The sequence below is a fragment of the Synechococcus sp. C9 genome, assembly GCF_022984075.1.
Classification (GTDB): Bacteria; Cyanobacteriota; Cyanobacteriia; order Gloeomargaritales; family Gloeomargaritaceae; genus Gloeomargarita.
This window is the reverse complement of record NZ_JALAAD010000001.1, coordinates 1,687,797-1,711,442: the sequence shown is the minus strand read 5'-3', so window position 1 is coordinate 1,711,442 and position 23,646 is coordinate 1,687,797. Positions and strand designations below refer to the sequence as shown.

20 protein-coding genes are annotated in these 23,646 nt (G+C 51.7%); 8 read left to right on the top strand and 12 right to left on the bottom strand.

Annotated elements, in window-relative coordinates; all coding sequences use genetic code 11:
- Nucleotides 1-146: 146 nt before the first annotated feature.
- Nucleotides 147-851, bottom strand: a complete 705-nt coding sequence (gene fabG / locus MLD66_RS08430; RefSeq protein WP_247216924.1) for a 3-oxoacyl-ACP reductase FabG — start codon at nt 849-851, stop codon at nt 147-149.
- A gap of 384 nt (nt 852-1,235) precedes the next feature.
- Here fabG and MLD66_RS08425 point away from each other — a divergent pair, with 384 nt between their 5' ends.
- From MLD66_RS08425 to MLD66_RS08415, 3 genes are all read left to right on the top strand, one after another.
- Nucleotides 1,236-1,847, top strand: coding sequence for a Uma2 family endonuclease (locus MLD66_RS08425; RefSeq protein WP_247216923.1), 612 nt, complete (start codon nt 1,236-1,238; stop codon nt 1,845-1,847).
- A 114-nt stretch (nt 1,848-1,961) separates the two neighbouring features.
- Nucleotides 1,962-2,726 carry a phycobilisome rod-core linker polypeptide gene (locus MLD66_RS08420; protein WP_247216922.1) on the top strand — a complete coding sequence of 255 codons (765 nt, stop codon included), beginning with the start codon at nt 1,962-1,964 and terminating at the stop codon, nt 2,724-2,726.
- On the top strand, nt 2,726-4,426 hold the full coding sequence (locus MLD66_RS08415) for an N-acetylmuramoyl-L-alanine amidase (RefSeq protein WP_247216920.1): 1,701 nt from the start codon (nt 2,726-2,728) through the stop codon (nt 4,424-4,426). Before MLD66_RS08420 ends, MLD66_RS08415 begins: the two co-directional genes overlap by 1 nt.
- Nucleotides 4,427-4,434: 8 nt before the next feature.
- Here the strand turns inward: MLD66_RS08415 and MLD66_RS08410 are convergent, their stop codons facing one another.
- From MLD66_RS08410 to MLD66_RS08395, 4 genes are read right to left on the bottom strand one after another with little or no spacing between them, the layout of a single operon-like run.
- Nucleotides 4,435-5,454, bottom strand: a complete 1,020-nt coding sequence (locus tag MLD66_RS08410; RefSeq protein ID WP_247216918.1) for an AI-2E family transporter — start codon at nt 5,452-5,454, stop codon at nt 4,435-4,437.
- Complete coding sequence (serS, locus tag MLD66_RS08405) at nt 5,451-6,722, bottom strand: serine--tRNA ligase (protein WP_247216916.1); 1,272 nt, start codon at nt 6,720-6,722, stop codon at nt 5,451-5,453. The genes MLD66_RS08410 and serS overlap by 4 nt, the downstream gene beginning before the upstream one ends.
- Complete coding sequence (locus MLD66_RS08400) at nt 6,688-7,104, bottom strand: DUF6464 family protein (RefSeq protein WP_247216914.1); 417 nt, start codon at nt 7,102-7,104, stop codon at nt 6,688-6,690. The genes serS and MLD66_RS08400 overlap by 35 nt, the downstream gene beginning before the upstream one ends.
- 27 nt (nt 7,105-7,131) lie before the next feature.
- Nucleotides 7,132-8,217 carry a DUF4855 domain-containing protein gene (locus MLD66_RS08395; protein ID WP_247216912.1) on the bottom strand — a complete coding sequence of 362 codons (1,086 nt, stop codon included), beginning with the start codon at nt 8,215-8,217 and terminating at the stop codon, nt 7,132-7,134.
- A gap of 153 nt (nt 8,218-8,370) precedes the next feature.
- On the opposite strand from MLD66_RS08395, the gene MLD66_RS08390 reads away from it, so the two are divergent.
- Nucleotides 8,371-9,534: a lipid-A-disaccharide synthase-related protein gene (locus MLD66_RS08390; RefSeq protein ID WP_247216910.1), complete on the top strand. Its 1,164-nt coding sequence runs from the start codon at nt 8,371-8,373 to the stop codon at nt 9,532-9,534.
- Here the strand turns inward: MLD66_RS08390 and MLD66_RS08385 are convergent.
- The gene (locus MLD66_RS08385; RefSeq protein ID WP_247216908.1) at nt 9,531-10,220 is read right to left on the bottom strand and encodes a zinc metallopeptidase; all 690 of its coding nucleotides are present in this window, start codon (nt 10,218-10,220) and stop codon (nt 9,531-9,533) included. The genes MLD66_RS08390 and MLD66_RS08385 overlap by 4 nt on opposite strands.
- A gap of 446 nt (nt 10,221-10,666) precedes the next feature.
- A complete protein-coding gene (locus MLD66_RS08380; protein ID WP_348644347.1) occupies nt 10,667-12,277 on the bottom strand; it encodes a Ppx/GppA phosphatase family protein in 1,611 nt (536 codons plus the stop codon).
- Nucleotides 12,278-12,642: 365 nt separating this feature from the next.
- Here MLD66_RS08380 and MLD66_RS08375 point away from each other — a divergent pair, with 365 nt between their 5' ends.
- Complete coding sequence (locus MLD66_RS08375; RefSeq protein ID WP_247216906.1) at nt 12,643-13,338, top strand: class I SAM-dependent methyltransferase; 696 nt, start codon at nt 12,643-12,645, stop codon at nt 13,336-13,338.
- A 401-nt stretch (nt 13,339-13,739) separates the two neighbouring features.
- On the opposite strand, the gene pyk is transcribed toward MLD66_RS08375, so the two are convergent.
- From pyk to hemL, 5 genes are all read right to left on the bottom strand, one after another.
- Entirely contained in the window at nt 13,740-15,164 is a 1,425-nt protein-coding gene (pyk, locus tag MLD66_RS08370) for a pyruvate kinase (protein WP_339396948.1), read from the bottom strand.
- Between the two features lie 923 nt (nt 15,165-16,087).
- A complete protein-coding gene (pstA, locus tag MLD66_RS08365; RefSeq protein WP_247216902.1) occupies nt 16,088-16,963 on the bottom strand; it encodes a phosphate ABC transporter permease PstA in 876 nt (291 codons plus the stop codon).
- Nucleotides 16,939-18,498, bottom strand: coding sequence for a beta-N-acetylhexosaminidase (gene nagZ / locus MLD66_RS08360; RefSeq protein ID WP_247216893.1), 1,560 nt, complete (start codon nt 18,496-18,498; stop codon nt 16,939-16,941). The genes pstA and nagZ overlap by 25 nt, the downstream gene beginning before the upstream one ends.
- Nucleotides 18,480-18,881, bottom strand: a complete 402-nt coding sequence (locus MLD66_RS08355) for a pre-16S rRNA-processing nuclease YqgF (protein ID WP_247216892.1) — start codon at nt 18,879-18,881, stop codon at nt 18,480-18,482. The genes nagZ and MLD66_RS08355 overlap by 19 nt, the downstream gene beginning before the upstream one ends.
- Entirely contained in the window at nt 18,881-20,185 is a 1,305-nt protein-coding gene (gene hemL / locus MLD66_RS08350) for a glutamate-1-semialdehyde 2,1-aminomutase (protein ID WP_247216889.1), read from the bottom strand. The genes MLD66_RS08355 and hemL overlap by 1 nt, the downstream gene beginning before the upstream one ends.
- A 369-nt stretch (nt 20,186-20,554) precedes the next feature.
- Here hemL and MLD66_RS08345 point away from each other — a divergent pair, with 369 nt between their 5' ends.
- Genes MLD66_RS08345 through MLD66_RS08335 form a run of 3 tightly spaced genes read left to right on the top strand, consistent with a single transcriptional unit; the run spans nt 20,555 to nt 23,629 of the window.
- A complete protein-coding gene (locus tag MLD66_RS08345) occupies nt 20,555-21,667 on the top strand; it encodes a tyrosine-type recombinase/integrase (protein WP_247216887.1) in 1,113 nt (370 codons plus the stop codon).
- Nucleotides 21,664-23,133 carry a tyrosine-type recombinase/integrase gene (locus tag MLD66_RS08340; RefSeq protein ID WP_247216880.1) on the top strand — a complete coding sequence of 490 codons (1,470 nt, stop codon included), beginning with the start codon at nt 21,664-21,666 and terminating at the stop codon, nt 23,131-23,133. Before MLD66_RS08345 ends, MLD66_RS08340 begins: the two co-directional genes overlap by 4 nt.
- The gene (locus tag MLD66_RS08335; protein WP_247216878.1) at nt 23,120-23,629 is read left to right on the top strand and encodes a hypothetical protein; all 510 of its coding nucleotides are present in this window, start codon (nt 23,120-23,122) and stop codon (nt 23,627-23,629) included. The genes MLD66_RS08340 and MLD66_RS08335 overlap by 14 nt, the downstream gene beginning before the upstream one ends.
- Nucleotides 23,630-23,646 lie beyond the last annotated feature (17 nt).

Below are 23,646 nucleotides of genomic sequence, written 5' to 3'. Positions count from 1 at the left end.
GAGCCAACCCATAGCCTGTGTGACGTAGCCATAATTTATTATCCAGAAGCGAGGGCGGGGGGTGCCCTTTGTGAATTTTGAGATTTTTTATATTTAAGAAATCCTGAATTTCTGGGTGCCGTCCCCGGATTTGGTTAAAGTCATGGTTATGCCTTGCCATAGACGGGAATTGCCGCCCCACGAATATCCTTAGCCGCCGGGGAAGCCAGAAAGACAATCACCCCCGCCAAAGATTCAGGAGTTACCCATTGCCAGGCATTTTCGTGCCCCATATCCTGGCGATTTTTGGGGGTATCAATCACGCTGGGCAGTACCACATTGGCGGTAATATCCGAGTCCCGGTCACGGGTTTCCTGGGCAATCGCCTGGGTCAATGCCACCACCCCCGCTTTGGATGCGGAATAAGCCGCCAGATTTGCCCCCGGTTGTACCGCCCCCCGAGAACCAACGGTGACAATGCGACCATAGCCTTGCGCCCGCATTCGCCGCAGACAATGTTTGCACAAAAGAAATGTATTATTCAGGTTTTGATCCATCTGTTGTTGCCAATCGCTGAAGCTAAATTCATGGGTTGCTCCCATCTGAAACCCCCCGACCAAATGGATCAGGGCATCGGTACGGGGCATGGCATCCACCATCGCGGTCACTTGCTGTTCATCGTTCACATCCACGGGCACCAATTGCAAGCGGCGAAATGCCTCGGGGGTCAATTCCGTTTTCAATTCATCCACACTTGCTTGACTGCGGTAGGGGAGGGTCACACCAGCGGCACCAGCTTCCAAAACCAGCCGGGTCACGGCTTTCCCTAAACCCCCGGTGCCCCCCGTAATTAAAACGTACTTATCTTGCATGAGGATTCTCCTGATGGGAATAGGGCATGGGTGCCAATCGTTCGGGCGGGGTTAACGGCGGCATGGGAAAAAACTACCATCCATCCTAGATACATTATCCACCGCACGGGTATGGAAATAAAATAAGGGCACCTCTATTTATTGTCACCATTGGCAGATTATTTCGCTGAAATGCCCATATTATCAAGAACCAAGACGGGGGCAGTGCCCCTGCGACCCATTTTTAGAAGTGCCCTGTTGATAGCCCATTTCACAGGTATCTGATAGAATTATTGTTAGTATGACTATAGCACTGAAACGATCCCTTTTTCCTTGAGCAATATCTTGCAAAAATTGAGACAATAAATAAATGAAAGAGAACTTCACCGCCAATGGAGGTCAGGGATGATTGCCAACCCGCAAGCGAGAGGTTTAACACCGGATGAGTATTTGGCATGGGAAAGGGAACAACCCATCAAACATGAATACATTGATGGTGAAGTTTATGCGATGGCGGGCGGGACACTCGCCCATAATGCCATTACCGTCAATCTCATTAGCATATTACGGAGTAAGTTACGAGGCACTGGATGTAAAGTATATGCTACAGATGTCAAGGTTAGAGTTGCCGCAAAAGGTCCCTATTTTTATCCCGATTTGGTGGTGAGTTGTGATGAACGGGACCACCGAGCCACAGAGGTGTTGCAATATCCCAAGTTAATTGTTGAAGTTCTCTCGCCCAGTACCGCTGGTTTTGACCGGGGCGACAAATTCAAATTTTACCGCCGCATTGCCACCCTCCAGGAATATGTATTAATTGACTCCGAGCAGGTGGGCATAGACTGTTATCGCAAAACCCGTGCGGGCAAATGGGAACTGACTGGTTACCCGGACGATGTGGAGAATGAAGAAAATCCCATTTTAGAATTGGTGAGTCTGGATTTTCAGTGCCCCTTGGCGTTGGTCTATGAAGAGGTGGAATTGCCTGAGCCGTCGTCACAGATGACTGGTGATTAATCAACGGTGGTGTGCCCCCGACTGAGAAAAAACTTAACATTACGTTACTTTCGAGGACTAGAGGGAACCCCTTAGCCTACGCTGAAGGAAACCCCTGAGATGGAGTTGGTGATCATGACCTTACCTTTGCTCGCCTACCGACCCACGACCCAAAACCATCGGGTACGGAACTTTGGTCGGGCTGAATTGAACGAAGATAGTCCCCGAATTTACCGCCTGGAGGATGTGGGCAGTGCCGATGAGATGTCCGGGCTGATTTGGGCGGCTTACCGACAAATTTTTAGCGAACACGTGATCCTCAAATCCTGTCGCCAGGTGACGCTGGAATCCCAGTTGAAAAATCGGGCGATCACGGTGCGGGATTTCATCCGGGGTTTGGCGCAGTCCGACCCGTTCTACCGCTTGGTGGTGGCAACGAATAATAATTATCGGCTGGTGGATGTGTGTTTGCGGCGGATTTTAGGTCGTCAAGCGTACAATCAAAGTGAAACTATTGCCTGGTCCATTCGCATCGCCACCCAGGGGTTCAATGGCTTTGTCAACGAATTGGTGGACAGCGACGAATACACGGAAAATTTCGGGGATCAAACCGTGCCGTACCAACGCCGCCGCATGGCAGGTCGTCCCTTCAATTTAGTCACCCCCCGCTACGGCAGTGATTATCGGGCGAAGGAAGGCATCGGTCAAATTGACTGGAACCACGTCATGATTCGTTACTACCAAAAACGGGCGCAGGAACGGGTCAAATTATTCCCCCAAGCCGGTGACCCCCAACAATACCGCACCCTCGCCCGGTCGGTGGACACCCGCCCCCAAACCAAACCGGTGGTAACGGTCAGCGAACTGGACTTCCTGGCGAAAGTGCCCCGGCGGCGGTAGTGACCCGTGGGTTCATTCTGGCGGGAATCCTGCTGGTGGGGGCAACCCCGGTGGCGGCGCTCCAGGTAGTCTATCCCCCCGATGGGCACCAAACCACCGCCCCGCAGATTTTTCTCATCGGTACGCACAACCCCTCGGAACCGGTGCGGGTGAATGGGGAAGTGATTTTGCGCTCCCCCGCCGGTCATTTTGCCCCCAGCATCCCCCTGGCTTTGGGGGAGAATCGGGTGCAGATACAAGCCGGGACGCAAACCCTCACCCTGCATATCCGCCGCACTTTGCCCCCCGAACCAGCCACGCCCCTGGTGCCGACGGTGGATGTGGCTTCCCTGCCGGGAGAACCCCTGTGCTTTCAGGCGGCACTGCCCCCCACCGAAGGGGTAAAACTGCGTTTGGGGCAATGGCAAACCGAACTGTTCCCCGTGCCCACCATGCCCCCCCTGGGTAATGATGCCGTACTGATTAACCCATCTGGTAATTCCCCAGTTAATAATAGTACAAAATACCAAGGATGTCTGCGAATTGGACAACCGGGCGACTGGGGACAACCGGAGTTGATTTACGGCAGTCAAACCTGGCAGAGTCCGGGGCGGGTGCGGATTCTTGACCCCAATCGGTTTGAGGTGGCAACCTTAAGCGAAGAAGGCATTGCCCGTACCGGCTCAGGTACAGATTATTCCCGATTAACGCCCTTGCCTGCGGGCACCCAGGACCAGGTGATTGCCCAGGCGGGGGAGTGGGTACAATTGCGGTACGGGGGGTGGTTGCACCGACGGCACCTGACCACCCACATCACCACCTCTCCACCCCAAGCGATTCTGCGGGGGGTACGGAGTCGGCTGGGGCGGGACTGGACAGAAATTCATTTCCCCTTGAGCACCCCGATTCCCATTACCATTCACCAGGAGCCGGGGGTTGTGCATCTGACCCTCTGGCACACGACCGCCCAAACGGATACGATTCGCCTGGATGACGGGGCGGCGGTTCGCACCTTTACCTGGCAACAAACGCACCCTGGGCAGATTCGCTACAGCTTTTATTTGCAGACGGATCAGTCCTGGGGCTACCGGGTTCATTATCAGGACAATGTACTCATTTTAGCCCTCCGCCACCCACCGCCGTTACGCACCCATTCCCTCACGGGCATCAAAATCCTGCTCGACCCCGGTCATGGGGGTACGGAAGACCTGGGAGCCTTGGGACCCGATGGCACACCGGAAAAGCAGGTGAATTTGCAGATGTCCCTACTATTGGCAGAACGCCTGCGGCACCGGGGCGCAGAAGTCATCCTCACCCGTACCACCGATGTGGATGTGGGGTTGGCAGAGCGGGTACGCCTGATTCAAACTCAGGAACCCCACCTGGCTTTAAGTATTCATTACAACGCTTTGCCCGATGCGGGAGATGCCTGGGGTACCCAAGGAATTGGCACCTTTTGGTATCACCAACAAAGCCATCATTTAGCCGTATTTTTGCATCATTACTTAACTAAAAATGCCCAACGTCCCAGCTACGGAATTTTTTGGAATAACCTTGCCCTGACCCGTCCCACCGTCTGTCCAGCGGTTCTTTTGGAATTGGGTTTTATGATCCATCCCCAGGAATTTGAATGGATTGTCAACCCCACCGCCCAAATCCAACTTGCCCAAACTTTAGCGCAAGGAATTGAAGCCTGGTTACGGCAATCTACACCGAAATAATATGCCCCTTATTTCCAACGGTCTAATATATCTTTTATCAGAGCTTCTTCAATCCACACCCGGGATACGACCATCAAAGGTAAGGCTAAAATGAGTCCCGGTAATCCCAAAAAAGTCGTGAAAAAAATTTGTGCCATCAAGGTTAATGCTGGGGGCAATTCCAGGTGTTGAGACATGACATAAGGGGTCACAAAATAGGCATCGGTTTGTTGGATACAAAAATATAAAATGACCACTGCAATCGCTTTCCAAGGAGCATCTAAGGAAGCAATCACCGTCGGGGGAATGACACTTAAGGTTGGACCAATATTGGGGATCAAATTAAACAATCCCGCAATTAAGGCATGGGCATAATACAAACGCACCCTCAACAAGGATAAACCAATAAAACTGAGAATCCCCACCACCGACATCGCCGTCAGTGTTCCCAACATCCATGCCCGCAAATTCACTTCACAACGTTTGAGAATAGTGTCCACCCGATTGCGATAAAACGAGGGAAAGATGCGAATAAAGCCCTGGCGATAGGCGGCTGGGTCAGCGAGAAACATGACAGCCAAAACCAAGATTAAAAGGGTAGAAAGCACCCCGCCCAACGTATCAAAAAAGAAATTAATTCCCCGGCTAAGTAAGGGATTGGCAAAGGCTTGTAGCTGGCGAAGCAAATCCCCATTGGTTGCAAAATTAAACAGGGTTTCTCCAAAAATCTGGAGTTGTAATTTTTCTAACCAACGAGCCACCGCTTGAAACCCCTTGGGAAACAGTTTAATCAGTTCTTCAAATTCCTTACTAAAGGGGGGAACCATTAAGGTAAACAGCATAATAATAATAGCAAGTAACGCAAATAGGGTCAGTCCAATCGCCATCCCCTGGGAAATCCGCCAACGCTTTAGGAAATTAACCACCCCATCCAAGGCTACTGCCACTAAAACTGCGGCAAAAACTAACAGTAAAAGATAACGAATTTCCCACAGAATATAAAGGGCAATAATGAGGATCAATAAGCCAAACCACTCTCCCAATTTCATAGGATTTCCCGACCGAGAAAGGGTTGCAATACCTCCGGGATGTTAACCTGACCATCGGGCGTTTGATACTGTTCCAAAATCGCCGCCATCGTTCGCCCTACCGCCAAAGCCGAACCATTGAGTGTATGGACAAACTCCGTACCCTTTTTCCCCGGTTCCCGATAACGAATCCCAGCCCGACGGGCTTGAAAAGTCCCGAAATTGGAACAACTAGAAATTTCCCGATAGGTTTTCTGGGCGGGCAACCAAACTTCTAGGTCATAACATTTTTGTGCCCCAAATCCCAAATCCCCCGTACATAATTCAACCACTCGGTAAGGCAGTTTCAATGCTTCTAAAAGGGTCGCCGCATCCCGTACCAATTGCTCATGTTCTTGGGCAGAGGTTTCCGGGTGGACAATTTTCACCAATTCCACTTTATTAAACTGGTGTAAACGAATCAAACCCCTGGTATCCCGCCCATAACTACCCGCTTCCCGACGAAAACAAGGAGTCCACGCACAGTGATAAATGGGCAATTGTTCCGCACTTAAAATTTCATCCCGATATAAATTAGTCACGGGCACTTCAGCGGTGGGAATTAACCATAAATCATCCTCCCGACAGGCAAAACTTTCCTGGCTAAATTTAGGTAATTGTCCCGTACCCGTGAGGGCTTGGCTATTCACTAAAAAAGGGGGCAAAACTTCAATGTAACCCCGTTGAATATGGTGATATAACATCCATTGAATTAAGGCTCGTTCTAAAGCCGCCCCCGCCCCCCACAGGGTCACAAACCGACTTTGGGCAATTTTGGTAGCCCGTTCTGTTTCAAATAGGCGCAGTTTTTCTGCGATTTCCCAATGGGGTAAAACGTCTATTTTTGATTTGTATTCATCTCCCCAGCGAGAGCGTTCAATGTTTTGGGTTTCATCTTTGCCCGGTGGCACATCCGGCGCAGGCAAATTCGGCAATTGTAATAATAATGCTTCTAATTTTTGCCGCAGTTCTCGCTCCTGTTGCTCTAGGTCTGCCAAAATTTGTTTCAGTTCTTGCCCCCGTTGCCGCAGGTCTGCCACAGTGGTTTCCGCACCGCCGGAGCGCAGGAGTTGCCCAACTTGCTTGCCAATGTCATTACTTTCTGCTTGCAGACGGGAGCGTTGTTTCTCCAGGGAACGCACCTGTTCATCTAGGTCAAGCACCGGTTGCACATTAACTTCCCCGTGCCGGGTCGCCAATCGTTCCGCCACCAGTTCAGGCTGTTCTCGGATCAGTTTGAGGTCTAGCACGATGGTTCCCCTCTGCACCATTCCTGATTGTATCGGAAGCGGGCACAAAACTCGGACAGCCCCGACAAGGACCAGAGGGATTGACGGCACAACGTACTAATTCTGATAGGGCATTATATTGACAACGACCATCCCCAATGATCCATCGCCCCTGCCAACGATTCCGGTCAGGGTGGGCGACCTGTACCAGCAGTGCCATCTTGTGTAGTTGGTAACGACCGCCCCGGTAGTGGTAGCGATGCCGCCGTTCGAGGACGGTATAAAGTTGCCCGTTCACCTCCACCGGACTGCCGGGTTGGGGACGGTCAGGGAGTAAAAATTCCCCCAAGGGTTGGGCGGACTGGTTGAGTAAAATCTCGGTGGGGACGGATTCTGGTGCCATGATCAAGGAATAATCAGTGTCTCTAATTTAGCGTAGGGATTTGGGGGTATAGGTGCCCCGGATAAAGTGATAAATATCCTGATAAAATTCCCGTTCTTGGGGGTCAGGATGGCTGACCATGCGTTCTAAGGATTTTTGTCCTAAAAAATAGGCACAGGCGGATTCTCGCATATACCCATAGGTCACTCCCCCATCCAAATATTCTCGGAACCGCTGGTGACGTTCCCCTTGGACAGCAATAGGTTCATCCAATTCTAAGTAGTATTCAATTTCTAAACCGGCTTGGCGTTTTTGGGCGGCTTGGGCGGCTTGGGCTAAATTGACCCCCCGTTGATAAAACATATAATTGGGTTGCAAAAAAGCCAGGTCAAAATAATAGTTTTGATAGTCATCTAACAGGTGGATATTATAGGTACTATAAAAGGGAATCCAGAGAAATTTATATCCCATTTTATGAATGAATGGACGTAATTCTTTTAGCAACCAATGGTCATCCACCTCCCAACTGCGAAATACGGTTTCAAACATCCAATAAACCCCCAAAATATGCACATATTCACAGGGGGGTAAGCGTTTTTGTAATTCCTCAATAAACCATTGACAGGCACTTAAACGACTGCGGGTAGCCTGGTCTAAATTCTGTCCTTGGGTGGAAAAATTCCAGCCGGAACGACCAAAATTCACCTGGGTAATGTGGGGGTAGGGGATCATCAACACCGCATTCCGTTGATGGGTCAAGGGAGTATTAATGTGGGGAATGAGTTGTTTGATGGTTTGGTTTAGGGTTTGCACCGCATCGCTGTAAAAGTCTAGTAATTCTTCCCATTCTGCGACTCCCGCTGGTTGGGGAGAACAGGCGGCAAAAAAATCCCCTTCCCCACTCATTGTTGTACCTAGATTAATATCTGCCCGGTAATCCCGTTTATTTTTACTGGCAATATTCAAAAACAAAAAAGAGTCAAATAACCAATCCTGCCATGTTCCGGGTAACGATTGATGGGCGACATAAAAACTCAAGTCATCCACGGTCCAGGGGTGTTGGGCATCCCCATACATGAGTACCAGATGGTGTAAATAATTAAATGTGGGTTGTTTGGGGGGAAAATAGGTCATGGCGCAACCCTAATTGAATTTAGGATAGTAATTGTTGATTCTTTGGAACATGGGTTCACCACACTGGTATTATCAAGTGGCATCCTATGGGAATAGCTGATTAATTGACCCAGAATGGATTTTAGTATAAATGATGGGGATTATTTTACACCCATGACCACCATTTTATTTCTCAGCAATGGGCACGGGGAGGACTTAAATGCCAGTTTGATTGCCCACGCCTGCCAAAATCTGGGCGCCCAGGTACTCGCTTTGCCGATGGTGGGGGAGGGACAAGCCTACCGCCGGTTGGGCATTCCCATCATTGCCCCCACCCGTAGTCTGCCGTCCGGGGGCATTTTTTACATGAATCCCTGGTTGCTGGTGCGGGATGTGGGCGGTGGGTTATTGGCGTTGACTTGGCGGCAGTGGCAGGCATTACGACGGGTGGCGGCGACCTGTGACCTGCTGGTGGCGGTGGGGGATGGGGTGCCCTTGGGTTTTGCCCGCCTGTCGGGGCGACCCTATGCGGCGTTTATTGTATCTACTTCGAGTTATTACGAGGGGGAGTTGAAATTACCGGGGCTGACCTGGTGGGGGTTGACCGCACCCCGCTGTTTACAAGTGTTTACCCGGGATGAATTCACGGCGCAACAGTTGCAAAAACGGGGCATGGACAAGGCGGTGTTTGCCGGTTATCCGATCATGGATGGTCTGGAACCGACGGGCACATTTTTGGATGGGGATAATCAGCCGGTAGTTGCCCTGTTGCCCGGCAGTCGGTTGCCGGAAGCGGAGGACAATTTCCAGCTTTTGTTAGGTTTTTGTGAACAGTTATTTACCCTACGTCCGCAGGTGCAGGTGTGGGCGGCATTAGTATCTGGCTTTACGGATGAGTTGTTAATGGAATTGGCGATGCAACGGGGCTGGCGGTATCAGGCGGGGGAATTACGTTGTCCTGCGGGGGTCGTGCATTGCGCCTGGGATCGGTTTGTGGATATTCTCCATGCCAGTCGGGTGGTGGTGGGCATGGCGGGAACCGCAATTGAGCAGGCGGTGGGGTTGGGGAAACCGGTGATCCAAATTCCTGGGCGGGGTCCCCAATTTACCTATCGGTTTGCCGAGGCGCAGATGCGTTTGTTGGGTTGCTCTGTCCAAACCGTAGGACGGGGCGTGGCGGGAGCAACTGAGTTACGGTTAGCCGCCGAATGGGCAGTGCGGGCAATGGAGAACCCGGATTACCGGCGCCAATGCCAGCAGAACGGTTGGGAACGGGTGGGCAGGGGCGGTGGTGCATTAGGAATTGCCCAAGCCCTCTATCAACTTTGCCGGGGTTAATCGTTGCGCCGACTCCCGGTCAGCAGAAAGACGTAGTATAGCAGGTTCATCACCGCTTGCACGGCGGCGGCTACATAGGTCAAAGCGGCGGCATTCAACACCGCATTCACCCCGGTCATTTCTTGGGTGTCTAAAATCCCTTCGGACACCAGCAGTTTTTTCGCCCGGTGGCTGGCATCAAACTCCACCGGCAGAGTGACCAGGGAAAACAGGGCGACCAGGGCAAATACCCCCACGCCCACCCAAGCCAGCACCCGCAGGGAACTGAAAACAAACCCCACGAAAAACAGCAACGGTCCCAACCAACTCCCCACGACCACGCCGGGGACAATCGCCGACCGAAATTGCAGGGGGATATACTCCTCCGCGTGTTGAATGGCATGACCCGCTTCATGCGCCGCTACCCCCACCGAGGCGACCGTTGCCCCATCATAGACCGTCGGACTCAGGCGCAATTCCCGGGTGAGGGGGTTGTAATGGTCGCTCAGGAAACCATCCACCCGTTCCACTCGGACACCGTGCAACCCATAGCGGTCCAACAACATCCGGGCGGCACGGGCACCGGTCAGACGGGTTCCCACTTGAGAGTATTCTTGGAAAGCCGATTGTACCCGAAATTGTGCCCACAACCCCAAGAGCAGTCCGGGTATCGCAAAGATTAAGTACAACGGGTCAAGATAAAACATGGTAATTGTTTGAGAACATCACTACTTTTATGGTAAGAGAGTTACCGCCAAGAGGCAGTAGGGATAGCCGTCCTTGGGGATGGGGATACATACGAAAATTGCTTCCTGGTTTGGGATATTAATGGTTTTAACTAATGGGCACTTCTAAAAATAGGTCGCAGGGGGTATCCCCCGCCAAAGAAGCACCTGCGGTGTATGGTTCTCGATAGCATTAGTATGGGCATTTCAGCAAGATAACCTTCAAGTGGTTTAGTATAAATTCAAAATTAGCGGTCGCAGGGGGGCACCCCCGTCTTTGGTTCTAGAGAATTTTTGTTCGTTAATCCCATAGAATTACTATAGCAGTCCTAAATGAGAATGGAACAGGGGTCGCAGGGACACCGCCCCCGTCCTTGGTTCTGGAGAATTTCTGTTTGTTAATCGCATAGGATTACTATATTGTATTGTCACAAATGCCCTGATAATTTTTTCTGTTTAGTAACGTTTGGGGTAGCCAGATGGGGGTTGACTTTCAGATTAAATAGGGATTCAAACCAGGCTTTTTTATAACTTAAATTCCATAATTCGAGCGCACAGTCATCCCCTGGTTCTTGGGGATACAAATATAAGTGCAAATTGGGAGGCTCTACCCGACATTCCAGATGCTCAATTGCCCCAATTTGGCGACGATCCAGGGCAACAGCAATGCGTAAAAAAGCACTCAGTCGCTCCACAATCCCTCGGCTCGCCTTATCCAGACAGGCATAGCCTTCATGTTTGCGTTTCGGGGAACTTTTGCGATGGTACCGGGCAATATTGGCAATGATTTCAATTTCGTTTTCCGTATAGCCCAGCAATTCCCCGTAACGGATTAAGTAATAGGAATGTTTGTGATGGGCATCGTGGCTAATAAAATGCCCGCAATTGTGCAAAATCGCCGCCGCCCACAAATAAGCCCGTTCTAAACTATCCCCCGTATGAAGAATCCCTTGGGTTTGGTCAAAAAATTCTAGAGCTAAATCCGCCACCTGCTTACCATGATCTAAACGCACTCGGTATTTATCCGCTAGTTTATAAACACTGCGTTGACGTACAGAACTTTGATAGCGCAAATGGTCAGCGATCAACCCATGATTGAGCATCCAATTGACAATAATCCCTTCCCGCAATGCCCGTTCACAATAAATGATGTGGTCGCAATTTAGCAAGTTCATCGTTTCCTGTAAAATCATCGCCCCAGCCAGGATAATTTCTGAGCGTTTGGGGGGTATATGTAACTGCTCCCGGCGTTGTTGATCATTCAAATAACGTAATTTTTGTACCAGGTTTTGCACTTGCGTACGGGTGAGTTTTTGCCCTTGTAATGGTTGTGGTGGTGGGGAACCCGTCATCTGGGCGTGCAGGAGAAATAAAGCCTCAATGGTGCCGGAGGTGCCGATCATTGGTACGGTTTGGCGGTGCAATCGCTGGCGCAGGTCATGGGTCGGCCATTCCAACATCCCCTGCAGATAGGCGCGCAACCACTCATACTCGGCATTGCTGATTGGGTCGGTGGTGATCATCTCCTGGGTCAGGCGTACTGCCCCCACTTTTGTACTGCTAAGATACTGGGGTTCACCCCCATCGCCCAAAATTAATTCCGTAGAACCGCCGCCAATGTCAATGACAATATGATTTTTCCTATCGAGCTCCATTCCAGACAACACCCCGAGATAAATACAGCGGGCTTCCTCCACCCCAGAAATCAAATCCACCACCAAACCGGTTTCGGCGGCGACCCGTTGTAGAAATTCCGCACCGTTGGGAGCTTCCCGCACCGCACTAGTGGCAACGGCAATCGTGACTTCCGCCTGATGAATTCGGGAAAGGGTCAAACAGCGTTGTAGAGCATCCAACGCCCTGGCCATCGCCTCTGGGGTGAGATTCCCGGTCTGGGGACAGCGTTCCCCCAGGCGCACGGTTTCCTTCTCCCTAGCCATGACTGTGAAGGCGGGAATCTGGGGTTGAATCCGCACCACCACCATGTGAATTGAATTGGTACCAACGTCTATCGCTGCTAGGACAAGGGATTCTGTCACCTAGTACCTATCCATAAATGCCTACCAAATCTTATTTTAAGGGATGATGTGTCACCGTTTTCAGGACATTGCGATCCTCATTCCACCCAAAGGTAATGGGGACGAAACGTTAGGCTGAGAGGAAATTTCACCCCCATAGGCATTGATAAACTCATAGGGAGGACAGGGTTTCAAGCCAAGGCGGTAGGTAAATTGCGATAATGATTCTAAAAAGTAATAAAGGTGTGCTAAAAATGGATGAAGCTCTATATAGCAATCCTAAATGAGAATAGAACAAGGGTCGCAGGGGCACCGCCCCCGTATTTGGTTTTGGAGCATTTCTGTTCGTCAATCAAGTAGGATTGCTATATTACTTACATTATGAATTGGAAGCTGAACACTGGTGGTTTCAAGGACGTGCTGTGATCGTTTTACATTTAATCAAGCATTTTTGTGTACTTGATAAACAGGGACAAGGTTTAGATGTTGGTTGTGGTACGGGGATGATGCTCCAAAAATTAAATAACCTATGCTCAGCGGTAGGAATTGATAGCTCTGCCCTGGCAGTTGAGTATGCCAAAAAAAGGGGATTACAGAAGGTCTTTTGCGGTAACTTAACTGATTTAGATGCCAATAAACAAAGTTTTCAAATTGCCCTATTACTCGATGTTATTGAACACGTGGAAGATGACATTATGTTACTCAAGCAAGTACATGAATATTTACTTCCGCAAGGGTCGGTCGTCATTACAGTTCCAGCCTATCCTTGGCTATGGAGCCAGCATGATGTCATCAATCATCACTATCGTCGTTATACTCCTAGTTCATTAAAAAGAGCTTTGCAATGTAGTGGTTTCCATATCCAAAAAATGAGTTTTTATAATACTTTTTTGTTTCTGCCAGCGACGATCAAAAAATATATGGACAGGAATAAAACGGCTGACCCCAGGGTAACAATTCCCAAGGTTTCTCCCTGGTTAAACTCAATGCTCAAATTTATTTTTGCTTCTGAACGGCATTTATTGCCATACATCAATTACCCATTTGGCATTTCTATCATAGCGATTGCCACCAAATTATAAATAAACTCAAAAACAACTCCCGAAAATGACCGTAGATGAACCACCAGAAATTATTAAAAATGCACTCATTTTGTCCCCTATTGCCCCATGTAATTCAGGATACCTTTTGGTTGCGAAATTTCTGGGTTATTTTGCAATTTTAATTAAGGGCACTTCTAAAAATGGGTCACAGGGGCGTAGCCCCCGTCAAAGAAGCACCTGCGGTGTAGGTTCTCGATAGCCTTAATATGGGCATTTTAACGAAGTAATCTGCCAGTGGTGGCAATAAACATAGCAGTCCTAAATGAGAATAGAATAGGGGTCGCAGGGGCACCGCCCCCGTCCTTGGTTCTGGGGAATCTCTGTTCACTAATCAAGTAGGATTGCTATAGAGGTGTCTTTAATAATTTTACCAGTATCCTTTAATCCTCACCAATGGTGTGAATTTTGAGGAAATTAGTGGTTTTTGCCTGTCCGAAGGGAATCCCCGTAATCACCAAAACCTTATCCCCTGGGGTCACATACTGCCGCTGAATTAAATCTTTTTCCATTTCTTTCAGCACATCCATCACATTGTCCGTAAACCAGCGGGTAATCACTGGGCGCACCCCCCAATACAAACTTAAACGATGGTAAATGTGTGGATCAGGAGTATAAGCCACAATCGGCGTATGGGGACGTTCCGCCGCCACCAATCTGGCCGTGTAGCCCGAATTGGTAAAAACAACAATACATTGTAAATCTAATGTATCATCAATGGCGTGAAGTGCCTCCACCACCGCATCCACATCATCACTGTGGTTGGCCGGGTAGTTGGTAAATTTCACCGCCGGTTCCACCTCCTTTGCGATCCGTGCCAGCATTTCCACGGCGGCCACTGGGTATCGTCCCACGGCAGATTCCCCAGAGAGCATCACCGCATCCGTGCCGTCAATAATCGCATTGGCCACATCGCTGGCTTCCGCTCGGGTGGGACGGGGGTTGTGGATCATGCTCTCCAACATCTGGGTGGCGGTAATCACGGGAATGCCCCGTTGGTTGCACAGGTGAATGATCCGTTTTTGGATCAGGGGCACTTTTTCGGGACTCATTTCTACCCCCAAATCCCCCCGAGCCACCATCACTGCGTCACATTCGGCGATAATGGCTTCCAAATTTTCTACCGCCTGGGGTTTCTCAATTTTGGCTAATACGGGCAGGTTCGCCCCCCGTTCCTGGAGCATCTGTTTTAATTCCCGCACATCCTCCGGTCGGCGCACAAAACTCAGGGAAATTAAATCCACCCCCTGAGCCAAACCAAATTCCAAGTCCCGTTTGTCCTTCTCCGTCATCGCCGGGAGCCGCAGGTTCAAAGTGGGGAAATTCACCCCCTTATGACTTTTTAGAGTGCCTCCTTTAACAACAGTACATTGTACTTTATTTCCCTGCACCCGCTCCACCCGCAATTCCAGCAGTCCATCATCCAACAGCACCGGCGTACCGGGGGTAGCCTCCTCCGCCACATAGGGATAGTCAATGCCCACCGTGTCCGGCTGGCCGTCCTCCTGACCGAGGGGCACCAGGGTCAAACCCATCCCATCCGCCAAGTCCAGCCCCGTCGCCGGTAAATCCCCCACGCGGATTTTGGGGCCCTGCAAATCCTGCAACAGCATCAGGGGTAAATCCAACTCCGCCGCCGCCGCCCGGAGGTTGGCAATACATTGGGCGTGGTCTTCGTACTTACCATGGGAAAAATTCAACCGTGCCACATTCATCCCCGCCCGCAACATCTGCCGCATCACCTCGGGGGAATTGCTCGCCGGGCCAATGGTAGCAACAATTTTGGTGTGATGAATTAAGGGTTTCATCGTCGGTATGGGGGTAAATAGTAGCAGTTCATCCACCGTTAAATTAACACAGGTTTTGCGTTGCGTTGGGGTCAAAGGGGGAAAGAAAAGCTAAAGATTGCTGGCGATTATCAGGTTAAGTTTTGATTAATCAATAGTTAACCTTAGCTGGATAGGTTACGCAGGCATTTCTAGTTAATTTCAGAATAGATATGGCAATCCCGCCCGTTCGTTTGGCATTTAAGAAACCGTAATTTTGTAGAACCAATACGGGATAGCACTGCCCTTGTAACACTTAATTCTAAATTCAGTATAGCCATAATATAGCAATACCAAATAAGAATGCAATAGGGGTCGCAGGGGCACCGCCCCCGTCTTGGGTTCTGGAGAACTTCTATTCACTAATCAAGTAGCATTGTTATGGCAATACCAAATAAACCAAATAAGAATACAATAGGGGTCGCAGGGGCACCGCCCCCGTCTTGGGTTCTGGAGAACTTCTATTCACTAATCAAGTAGCATTGTTATGGCAATACCAAATAAACCAAATAAGAATACAATAGGGGTCGCAGGGGCACCGCCCCCGTCTTGGGTTCTGGAGAACTTCTATTCACTAATCAAGTAGCATTGTTATGGCAATACCAAATAAACCAAATAAGAATACAATAGGGGTCGCAGGGGCACCGCCCCCGTTTTGGGTTCTGGGGAATTTCTGCTCACTAATTAAGTAGCATTGTTATGGCAATACCAAATAAACCAAATAAGAATGCAATAGGGGTCGCAGGGGCACCGCCCCCGTCCTTGGTTCTGGGGAATTTCTGCTCACTAATTAAGTAGCATTGCTATAGAATTTAGGCTACAGGGTTGGGATAGATAACCAAATTATTCTTGATATTCAATCCATTCAAATTTCCTCTGATGAAAAATAATTTTATTTATCTGTTTCATTGTTGAGAAAATCGTTGAACCAATTGATACCAATATGCCAGTACATTTAACCCCAAAATAAAAATAATTAACACCAACGCCCCTGCCCAAGCTAAATCCTGTTGATTGGCAAAAGGGGACATGGCAAAGGTGTAAATTAACACCGGCAATGAAGCCAGGGGTTGGGTGCCGAGGGCACGAACACCCAATTCCCTCAGGGGCAAATAATGGGAGGAAAATAGGGCGGTAAACAAGAGGGGAGCCGTTTCCCCCACCGCCCGGGCAACCCCCAAGGTTAAGCCACTCACCATTCCCGGCCACGCCTGGGGCAATAAAATTCCCGTCACCATCTGCCAGCGGGTGGCCCCCAAGGCCCACGCCCCGTCCCGTATTTCCGCCGGTATGCCCGCCAAGGCCAACCGAGTTGCCGTGGTGAAAATCGGGAGCATCAGGATCGCCAAAGCCAACCCCCCCGCCACGACGGAAAACCGCTGGGTAGGCACCACCACCACGCCGAAAATAAACACCCCCGCCATGATGGATGGAATCCCCGCCAAAACATCCAACCCCAGGGTCAACAGCCGCACCAGTCCCGGCCAGGGGCAAAATTCCTGCAAGTATAAAGCCGCCAACACCGACACGGGCAGAGCCATCAGTACTGCTAAAGTAATGAGAATCCCACTGCCCACCAAAGCCGGCCCCAACCCCCCACTCCCACTCAAGGGCGCAGGGGGCACCTCCGTGAAAATTTCCCACCCCCCCCGCAGGAGTTGCGTCCCGCCCCGATACACCACATAGCCCACCACCCAGCCCAGCACCCCGACCGCCGCCGCCACCGCCATGCCCACCAGCCACGACAGCAGGCAATTCACCCACCAGCGCAGAAATGCCACGGCTCACCTCGCAACACCCGCCCCACCTGCTGTACCTGGGGAGAACGAAATCCCGCCGCATCCACCACCGTCACCCCTGCCGGTACCAAATGGACATCCCCAGGATTGCGTACCAATACCACCACCAACGGTTGCCCCTGGTGCGCCAATTCCTCCAACACCCGCCGCTGTCCAGGATACCGCAGAGCATCGTATAAAATCAGTACATTAGTTGTAAAAACATCAGCGGCACAATCATCGCCAGCTTTAGTATCTCCGGCCTCCCTCGTACTGGTGCAAACCCTCGTTGCGTCTAAGAATGTCATGACAATTTCAGCCGTTGGTACGCCCAGCAGGTCAGCCATCTGGGCCGGAGCAAACCAACAGGGTTCAAACAGCACCCAATCCGCCACTGGGGTCACATCCGGGAGATACAACCGCACCGGCCATTTCACCGGCAACCAACCCTGGGGGTCTCGCACCACCCGCACCGCCGCCTGAGCAATTTCTGCCGCCAGCAGGGTCGCCGGTTGCCAATCCTGGGTCGGGGGCAATACCTGGGCAATGTCCGCTTGGCTCATTAGGTGGGCAATCCGCTGCAGGGATGCTTCCAATTCAGGCAGTGCCCCCTGGTCAACCGCCTCGGATAACCGCCCCAGCACCGCCTGCCAATCCTCCGCCTGCGCCCCCACCAGCGCCACATCGTGCCCGGCTTGTAGGGTTTTCAGGGTCATGTCCGCCATCGTTCCCCAGTCCGTCATGGCTCCCATTTGTAAATCATCGCTCACACACACCCCGGTAAACTGCAACTCACCCCGCAGATGGGTTTGGATGGTGTGTTGGGAAAACGTCATGACATTTTCAGTATCTAAGGCTGGCACCAGTACATGGGTGGTCATCACGGTGGGCAATCCGGCCTCAATCGCCGCCCGAAAGGGTTGCCAATGGGCCGCCAGTTGCGATGGGCTTAAATCCAAACGGGGCAGGGTGTGATGGGGGTCCACCTGGGCCCAGCCCAACCCCGGAAAATGTTTGCCGCAGGGGACAATTCCCGCCTGTTGCAGTCCCCGAACCATCGCCAGCCCCAAGCGGGTCACCACCTCCGGGTCGCTCCCAAACGCCCGCCCGCCCAAGCCCGGATTCGGTTGTTCGCCCAGCACATCCAAAACCGGTGCCAAATTCCAGCCAATCCCCAGGGCCCGCAGTTCTTGCCCCAACTCCCAGCCCACCTGCTCCGCCCACCGTTCCGCTTGGGGGACATCCTGCTCCGCCACCCGCCCCAGGGCATAATTCCCCGGCCAAGGGGCAGTGCCTTCCAGATGGCGCATGACTTGCCCCCCTTCGTGGTCAATGGCAATCACCACTGGTCGCCCCAGGCACTCCCGCAACCAGGTCAGGTGTTGGCGAAGTTGCGCCGGTTGGGTCAAATTACTGCGAAAGAGGACAAGCCCCATCGCCCCCGTCCGCCGTAACAACGCCAGGGCATCCTCCCCAATCACCCCTGGGGGTGCCCCCAGCAGTAACCGCCGCCCCACCATCACGGGGATTGGGAACAATACCGTTCCACCAAAATCCGGGCCGCCACATCATCCACCGGCCGGGGCAAAGGCCGCAGACCCGCAGGCAAAAACCGCCGCCACCCCTGCGCCGGATACAATTCCCAGTATTTTTTTTGCGCCTCCTGGGTACTGTACCGCTCGTCCACCGTCACCACCGGCACCCTGGGCAAAACTTCCCGGAGCCGTTGCCGCCACTGTTTGTGGGTCGTCTGATCCCCCATTACCAGCACCTCCGGCTGATATTGTTGGCATAAAGTACTGAGAACTTCCAGCACCTCCGCCGCTGGCACCACCCGTTGTACCAGCCATTCCCCCTGGGCAGAGCGCAGAACCACCCCACATTTATCCCGACCGGGATCAAACCCCAAAATCCCTGGCATCAGCGGGGCAAAGTGCTGAGTACCTCCCGTGCCGCCGCCAGGGTTTGGTCAATGTCCGCCTCCGTGTGCGCCAGACTGGTAAATCCAGCCTCAAATTGGGACGGTGCCAGATAAATCCCCCGCTCCAGCATCCCCCGATGAAATCGGCTGAATTTCTGCACATCTGAGGTCTTGGCCTGTTCGTAGTTGTGCACCGGCCCCTGGGTAAAGAAAAAGCCAAACATCCCGCTCAAACTGCCCGTACACATGGGATGCCCCAGTTCATCGGCAATGGACTGCAACCCCTGCACCAACCGGGATGTCACCCGTTCCAACTGCTCGTACACCCCCGGCCGCTGGAGCAATTCCAGGGTTTTGATCCCCGCCGTCATCGCCAAGGGATTTCCCGACAGGGTGCCCGCCTGATACATGGGCCCCGCCGGTGCCACCATCTGCATAATGTCCTTACGTCCGCCATACGCCCCCACCGGCAAACCACCGCCAATGATTTTCCCTAGCGTCGTCAGGTCAGGGGTAATGCCAAAGTATGCCTGCGCCCCCCCATAGCGGATGCGAAACCCGGTCATCACCTCGTCAAACACCAGCAACGCCCCATACCGCTGGGTCAATTCCCGCAGTCCCACCAAAAATTCCCGTTCCGGCAGGATAAACCCGGCATTCCCCACCACTGGCTCTAGCACCACCGCGGCAATTGCTTCGGGATACTGGGCAAATAGGTCCGCCACCGCCTGTAGATCGTTGTACGGAGCCGTCAAGGTCGCCGCCGTCACGGATTTGGGCACCCCCGGCGAATCCGGCAGTCCCAAGGTCGCCACCCCCGACCCCGCCTTGACCAGGAACATATCCGCATGGCCGTGGTAACAGCCCTCGAATTTGATAATTTTTTCCCGACCCGTAAACGCCCGTGCCAACCGTAGGGCGCCCATGCAGGCTTCCGTCCCGGAATTCACAAACCGCACCATTTCAATACTGGGCACGGCGGCAATCACCATTTCCGCCAACACATTTTCCCAGCGGCAAGGTGCCCCAAAACTCGTCCCCTGTTGCGCCACCGCACAAATCGCCTCAATCACCTCGGGATGGGCATGACCACAGATGGCTGGCCCCCAGGTGCCCACATAATCAATGTAGCGATTGCCATCCACATCCCAGGCGTAGGCGCCCTGCACCCGCTCAAAGACGATGGGCTGGCCCCCCACCGACTTAAATGCCCGCACCGGGGAACTCACCCCCCCCGGCATCAACTGTTGGGCTTCGTTAAAAATGCGCTGGGATTCGGTCGTATTCCAAACGGTGGCTACCATGACATCTATCTCAACAACAGCGTCAATATACCTAGACCATTGTACTCCGGGTTAACCCACTGCCGGGGGCATATCCTGATAAACCGCCTGATTACGTCCCTGGGACTTGGCCTGGTAGAGAGCCAAATCCGCAGAGAAAATGATCGTGCCCATCGTTATTGTGGTATAGCACGGATGAACCACTGCAACGTAAAAAATTCCACCGTCTCCCCTGGCGGTAGGTCACGTAGCACCAGATTTTTGAGTTGGATGTTGCGTACCGTATTCTTCTATAGACTCCAATATCTTACTACACAACAAAGAAAAAAGAACAACAACAACGGGATTTTATGTGCTAGGCTATATGTGTCTTAGATTCTTTGACGTGTAATGAGTGTGACCGTAGAGACAGCGATTGACCCCGCCACAGGTGAGCGCTTTCGTTGTGTATTTGACTCCAAGACCTGTTTGCCCGTTGAACCAATTCAGAGATTTCTGAACTACTGCCGGAAGCGAGGGTTAGCGGCCAACACGGTCGAAACCTACGCTTACCGCTTGGTGGATTACTGGCGGTGGCTGGAGTACAAAGCCTTGAGCTGGGATGGTGTTGGACTAGATGAGTTGGCCGACTTCGTAAACTGGTATTTGCTCGGGGGTGATGTAGAGGTCATCCACGAGTCCTTAAGGGAGCGAGTTTCCAAGCGTAGCCCCAAGACAGTCAACCAGGCGATGACCGCCATTCAAGGGCTGTACGAGTTTCATGCGGCGGAGGGGCGGATTGACGATAAGCGATTTATCAAGCTTGCTCACGGCTGGGGCAAGCGTGGCGGCTTCCTACGGGGCATCATCAAGAGCGGGCCGGAGCGTCGTAAGCGGCTCAAGCTCAAAGAACCCAAGGTTTTCCCTGGTTGCCTCAGTGATGCGGATGTCGTGCGCCTGGTTGAAGGGTGCCTCTGCTACCGCGACAAGCTGATTGTGATGCTCTTACGTGAGACGGGTCTGCGCCGTGGCGAGCTACTGGGGTTGCATCTGATTGATGTTCAGGATGTGGATGTGACAGGGCGGTTGCGTGTTGTCCGGCGTGATAATCCCAACGGTGCCTGGGCGAAAGGAACTGAGCGAGTTGTACCTATCCTGCACAACCGCTGTACTGTGCAAGAGATGCTGCGTTCGTACCTGCTGGAGGAGTATCCGCCCGAAGCGGAACAGCTCGGTCACGGAATGCTGTTTGTCTCCTTAGAGGGCGAGCAGCGAGGCCAGCCCATGAGCCTTGTGCGACTGAACAAGCTCTTTGAAGAATTGCACAGTCGTACTGGCATCAAGGCGCACCCACATCTGTTCCGCCACACTTTTGCCACACGGATGCTGCAACAGGGCTACCTCGACCAGTATGTGCAGCAATTGCTGGGGCATCGTTCCATCAGCACCACCAAAGACATCTACAGCCATGTACTTGATGAGATGAGTTTAGAAAGTTTTATGGATGGGGAGGAAGAGCAATGAGTGCTGTACTTTTAGCTGACCTGCATGAACGAGTTAAGCAATCAGAACTAGGTAGTCAGTGGTGCAGTGACCCGCTGATGCAACAAGATGTCTGGCCACTAACAGCATTGGGCTTCGACGAAGAGTATTGTCGTGTCCACGCCATAAGGAACGTTCATTTCACGCGCATTACGCTTCCTTGGCTGAATTATTTAACCAAACTTACGGCGAAGGCACGAGTTCGAGAGAAGTGTTCAGCCAAACGAATCATTATCGATACCCTCTGCTTAGCCTGCCTCAATGAATTCTTGCTGGCTCATGGCTACAGCCAACCCGCAGGCATCACAGACAGTCTCCTGAAAACGTTCATCTCAGAGGCTGACAAGGGGAATCGGCACAGAACCTTGGTATTTGCAACACGCCTTTGGGCAGAGGAGGGTTGGTTGACCCTACCGTTTACCCCCATACGAATGAAAAACCCAACGCCCAAGGTGGAAACTATTCCTGAAGAGGTGTTGCACCAAATCTACGAGCAACTTGACCTTTTTCCTGAGCCCTTGGAACGCCTGTTTCGGTTGCAAATTGCTTTAGGGTGCCGCATCAACGAGATGTTGCTCATGCCGCGCCATTGCCTCAAGCAGGAAGGAGAGCACTGGTTTTTACTACGCTGGGTGGCCAAACGGAAGCAGTGGTGTTATTTCCAGGTGCATCCTCTCGTTGCCGAGTTAGTGCAAGAGCAGCAGCGTTTTTTGGACGAACAGTTTGGCAAGGATTCTCAGTTCAACAAACTTTTCTGTAAAACATCCACAGCATTTAAGGACGGGGCAGAAGTAGGAGGGCGTTTTCAAGTTGAGCCTGTTTATGAGCCTAGCCCCTTGTCGTTTACGGTAATTCACTTATGGCTCAAAGCGTTTAGGGAGGTTGCCAACCTTAAGGACAAGCATGGCAAGCCTTTCCCCCTCACCAGCCACATGTTTCGTCGCACCAAGGCCAGTGTGATGGCACATTGTGAAGTTGAAGACGAGTACATTGCTGCGGTTTTAGGGCATGGTTCCCTCGACATGTTGCCTCATTATCGTAAGCGGTCTTTAGAACGGCTAGAGAAACAGGCAGAAACCAAGGGATACGTGGACATGTACGGGCGGGTAACCACCTACAAGCCCCGCAAGCAACGCTACGAAAAGTTAGCTGACCTGATGAAGGTTACGACTCCCCTTGGTGAGTGCCATCGCCCCAGTATGTTGGGCGATTGCCAGTACCGTTACGCCTGCCTAAGTTGCACCCATCACCGAGTTACAGAAGCAGACATTCCACAACTAGAGGCAGATAAGCAACAAATGGAGCTTGACCTTGAACGTGCCCAAATAGCTCAACAAGAGCGGCGCGTAACCGAGATTCAAAGGTTGCTGGAACTTGTAAACAATCGCCTGCAAGGATTAAAGGAACTGCAAAAAGTACGGGAGGAAAATCAACATGAGTCAGCGTAAACACCTGCCGATTTCAAGGCATCAAACGCTCAACGGGATTCTTGAAGTGAATTGGCTGCAAGACTACCAAGGTGAGTTTACCTGCCCACAATGCAATCAAGGAAGACTTACTAAGGCTTACTTCGCACACGGAAGTATTAATGGTGTTCGGCTTGAATGTAACTCCTGCGGTCAGTACACTTACCTCTCATGTACAAGCCAGCGTAAGCATCTGCCGATTTCAAGGCATCAAACACTCAATGGGATTCTTGAAGTGGATTGGCTTCAAGACTACCAAGGTGAGTTTACCTGCCCACAATGCAATCAAGGAAGACTTACTAAGGCTTACTTCGCGCACGGAAGTGTTAATGGTGTCCGTCTTGGATGCAACTCCTGTGGTCAATACACTTTCCTCTCCTGTGAAAATCCTGCTTACATCTACAACTATCAAGCAGACTTGGAATGTCCTAACCCAGTAGTGTTGAATGTTAACGAAAGGGTGGAAAAGGGAGACTAAAAATGGTATTTTAGATT

Coding starts and splice junctions, on each gene's coding strand:
- fabG (WP_247216924.1), bottom strand. CDS start 851: ATGCAAGATAAGTACGTTTTAATTACGGGGGGCACCGGGGGTTTAGGG.
- MLD66_RS08425 (WP_247216923.1), top strand. CDS start 1,236: ATGATTGCCAACCCGCAAGCGAGAGGTTTAACACCGGATGAGTATTTG.
- MLD66_RS08420 (WP_247216922.1), top strand. CDS start 1,962: ATGACCTTACCTTTGCTCGCCTACCGACCCACGACCCAAAACCATCGG.
- MLD66_RS08410 (WP_247216918.1), bottom strand. CDS start 5,454: ATGAAATTGGGAGAGTGGTTTGGCTTATTGATCCTCATTATTGCCCTT.
- MLD66_RS08400 (WP_247216914.1), bottom strand. CDS start 7,104: ATGGCACCAGAATCCGTCCCCACCGAGATTTTACTCAACCAGTCCGCC.
- MLD66_RS08395 (WP_247216912.1), bottom strand. CDS start 8,217: ATGACCTATTTTCCCCCCAAACAACCCACATTTAATTATTTACACCAT.
- MLD66_RS08390 (WP_247216910.1), top strand. CDS start 8,371: ATGACCACCATTTTATTTCTCAGCAATGGGCACGGGGAGGACTTAAAT.
- MLD66_RS08385 (WP_247216908.1), bottom strand. CDS start 10,220: ATGTTTTATCTTGACCCGTTGTACTTAATCTTTGCGATACCCGGACTG.
- pyk (WP_339396948.1), bottom strand. CDS start 15,164: ATGAAACCCTTAATTCATCACACCAAAATTGTTGCTACCATTGGCCCG.
- MLD66_RS08355 (WP_247216892.1), bottom strand. CDS start 18,881: ATGCCAGGGATTTTGGGGTTTGATCCCGGTCGGGATAAATGTGGGGTG.
- hemL (WP_247216889.1), bottom strand. CDS start 20,185: ATGGTAGCCACCGTTTGGAATACGACCGAATCCCAGCGCATTTTTAAC.
- MLD66_RS08345 (WP_247216887.1), top strand. CDS start 20,555: ATGAGTGTGACCGTAGAGACAGCGATTGACCCCGCCACAGGTGAGCGC.
- MLD66_RS08340 (WP_247216880.1), top strand. CDS start 21,664: ATGAGTGCTGTACTTTTAGCTGACCTGCATGAACGAGTTAAGCAATCA.
- MLD66_RS08335 (WP_247216878.1), top strand. CDS start 23,120: ATGAGTCAGCGTAAACACCTGCCGATTTCAAGGCATCAAACGCTCAAC.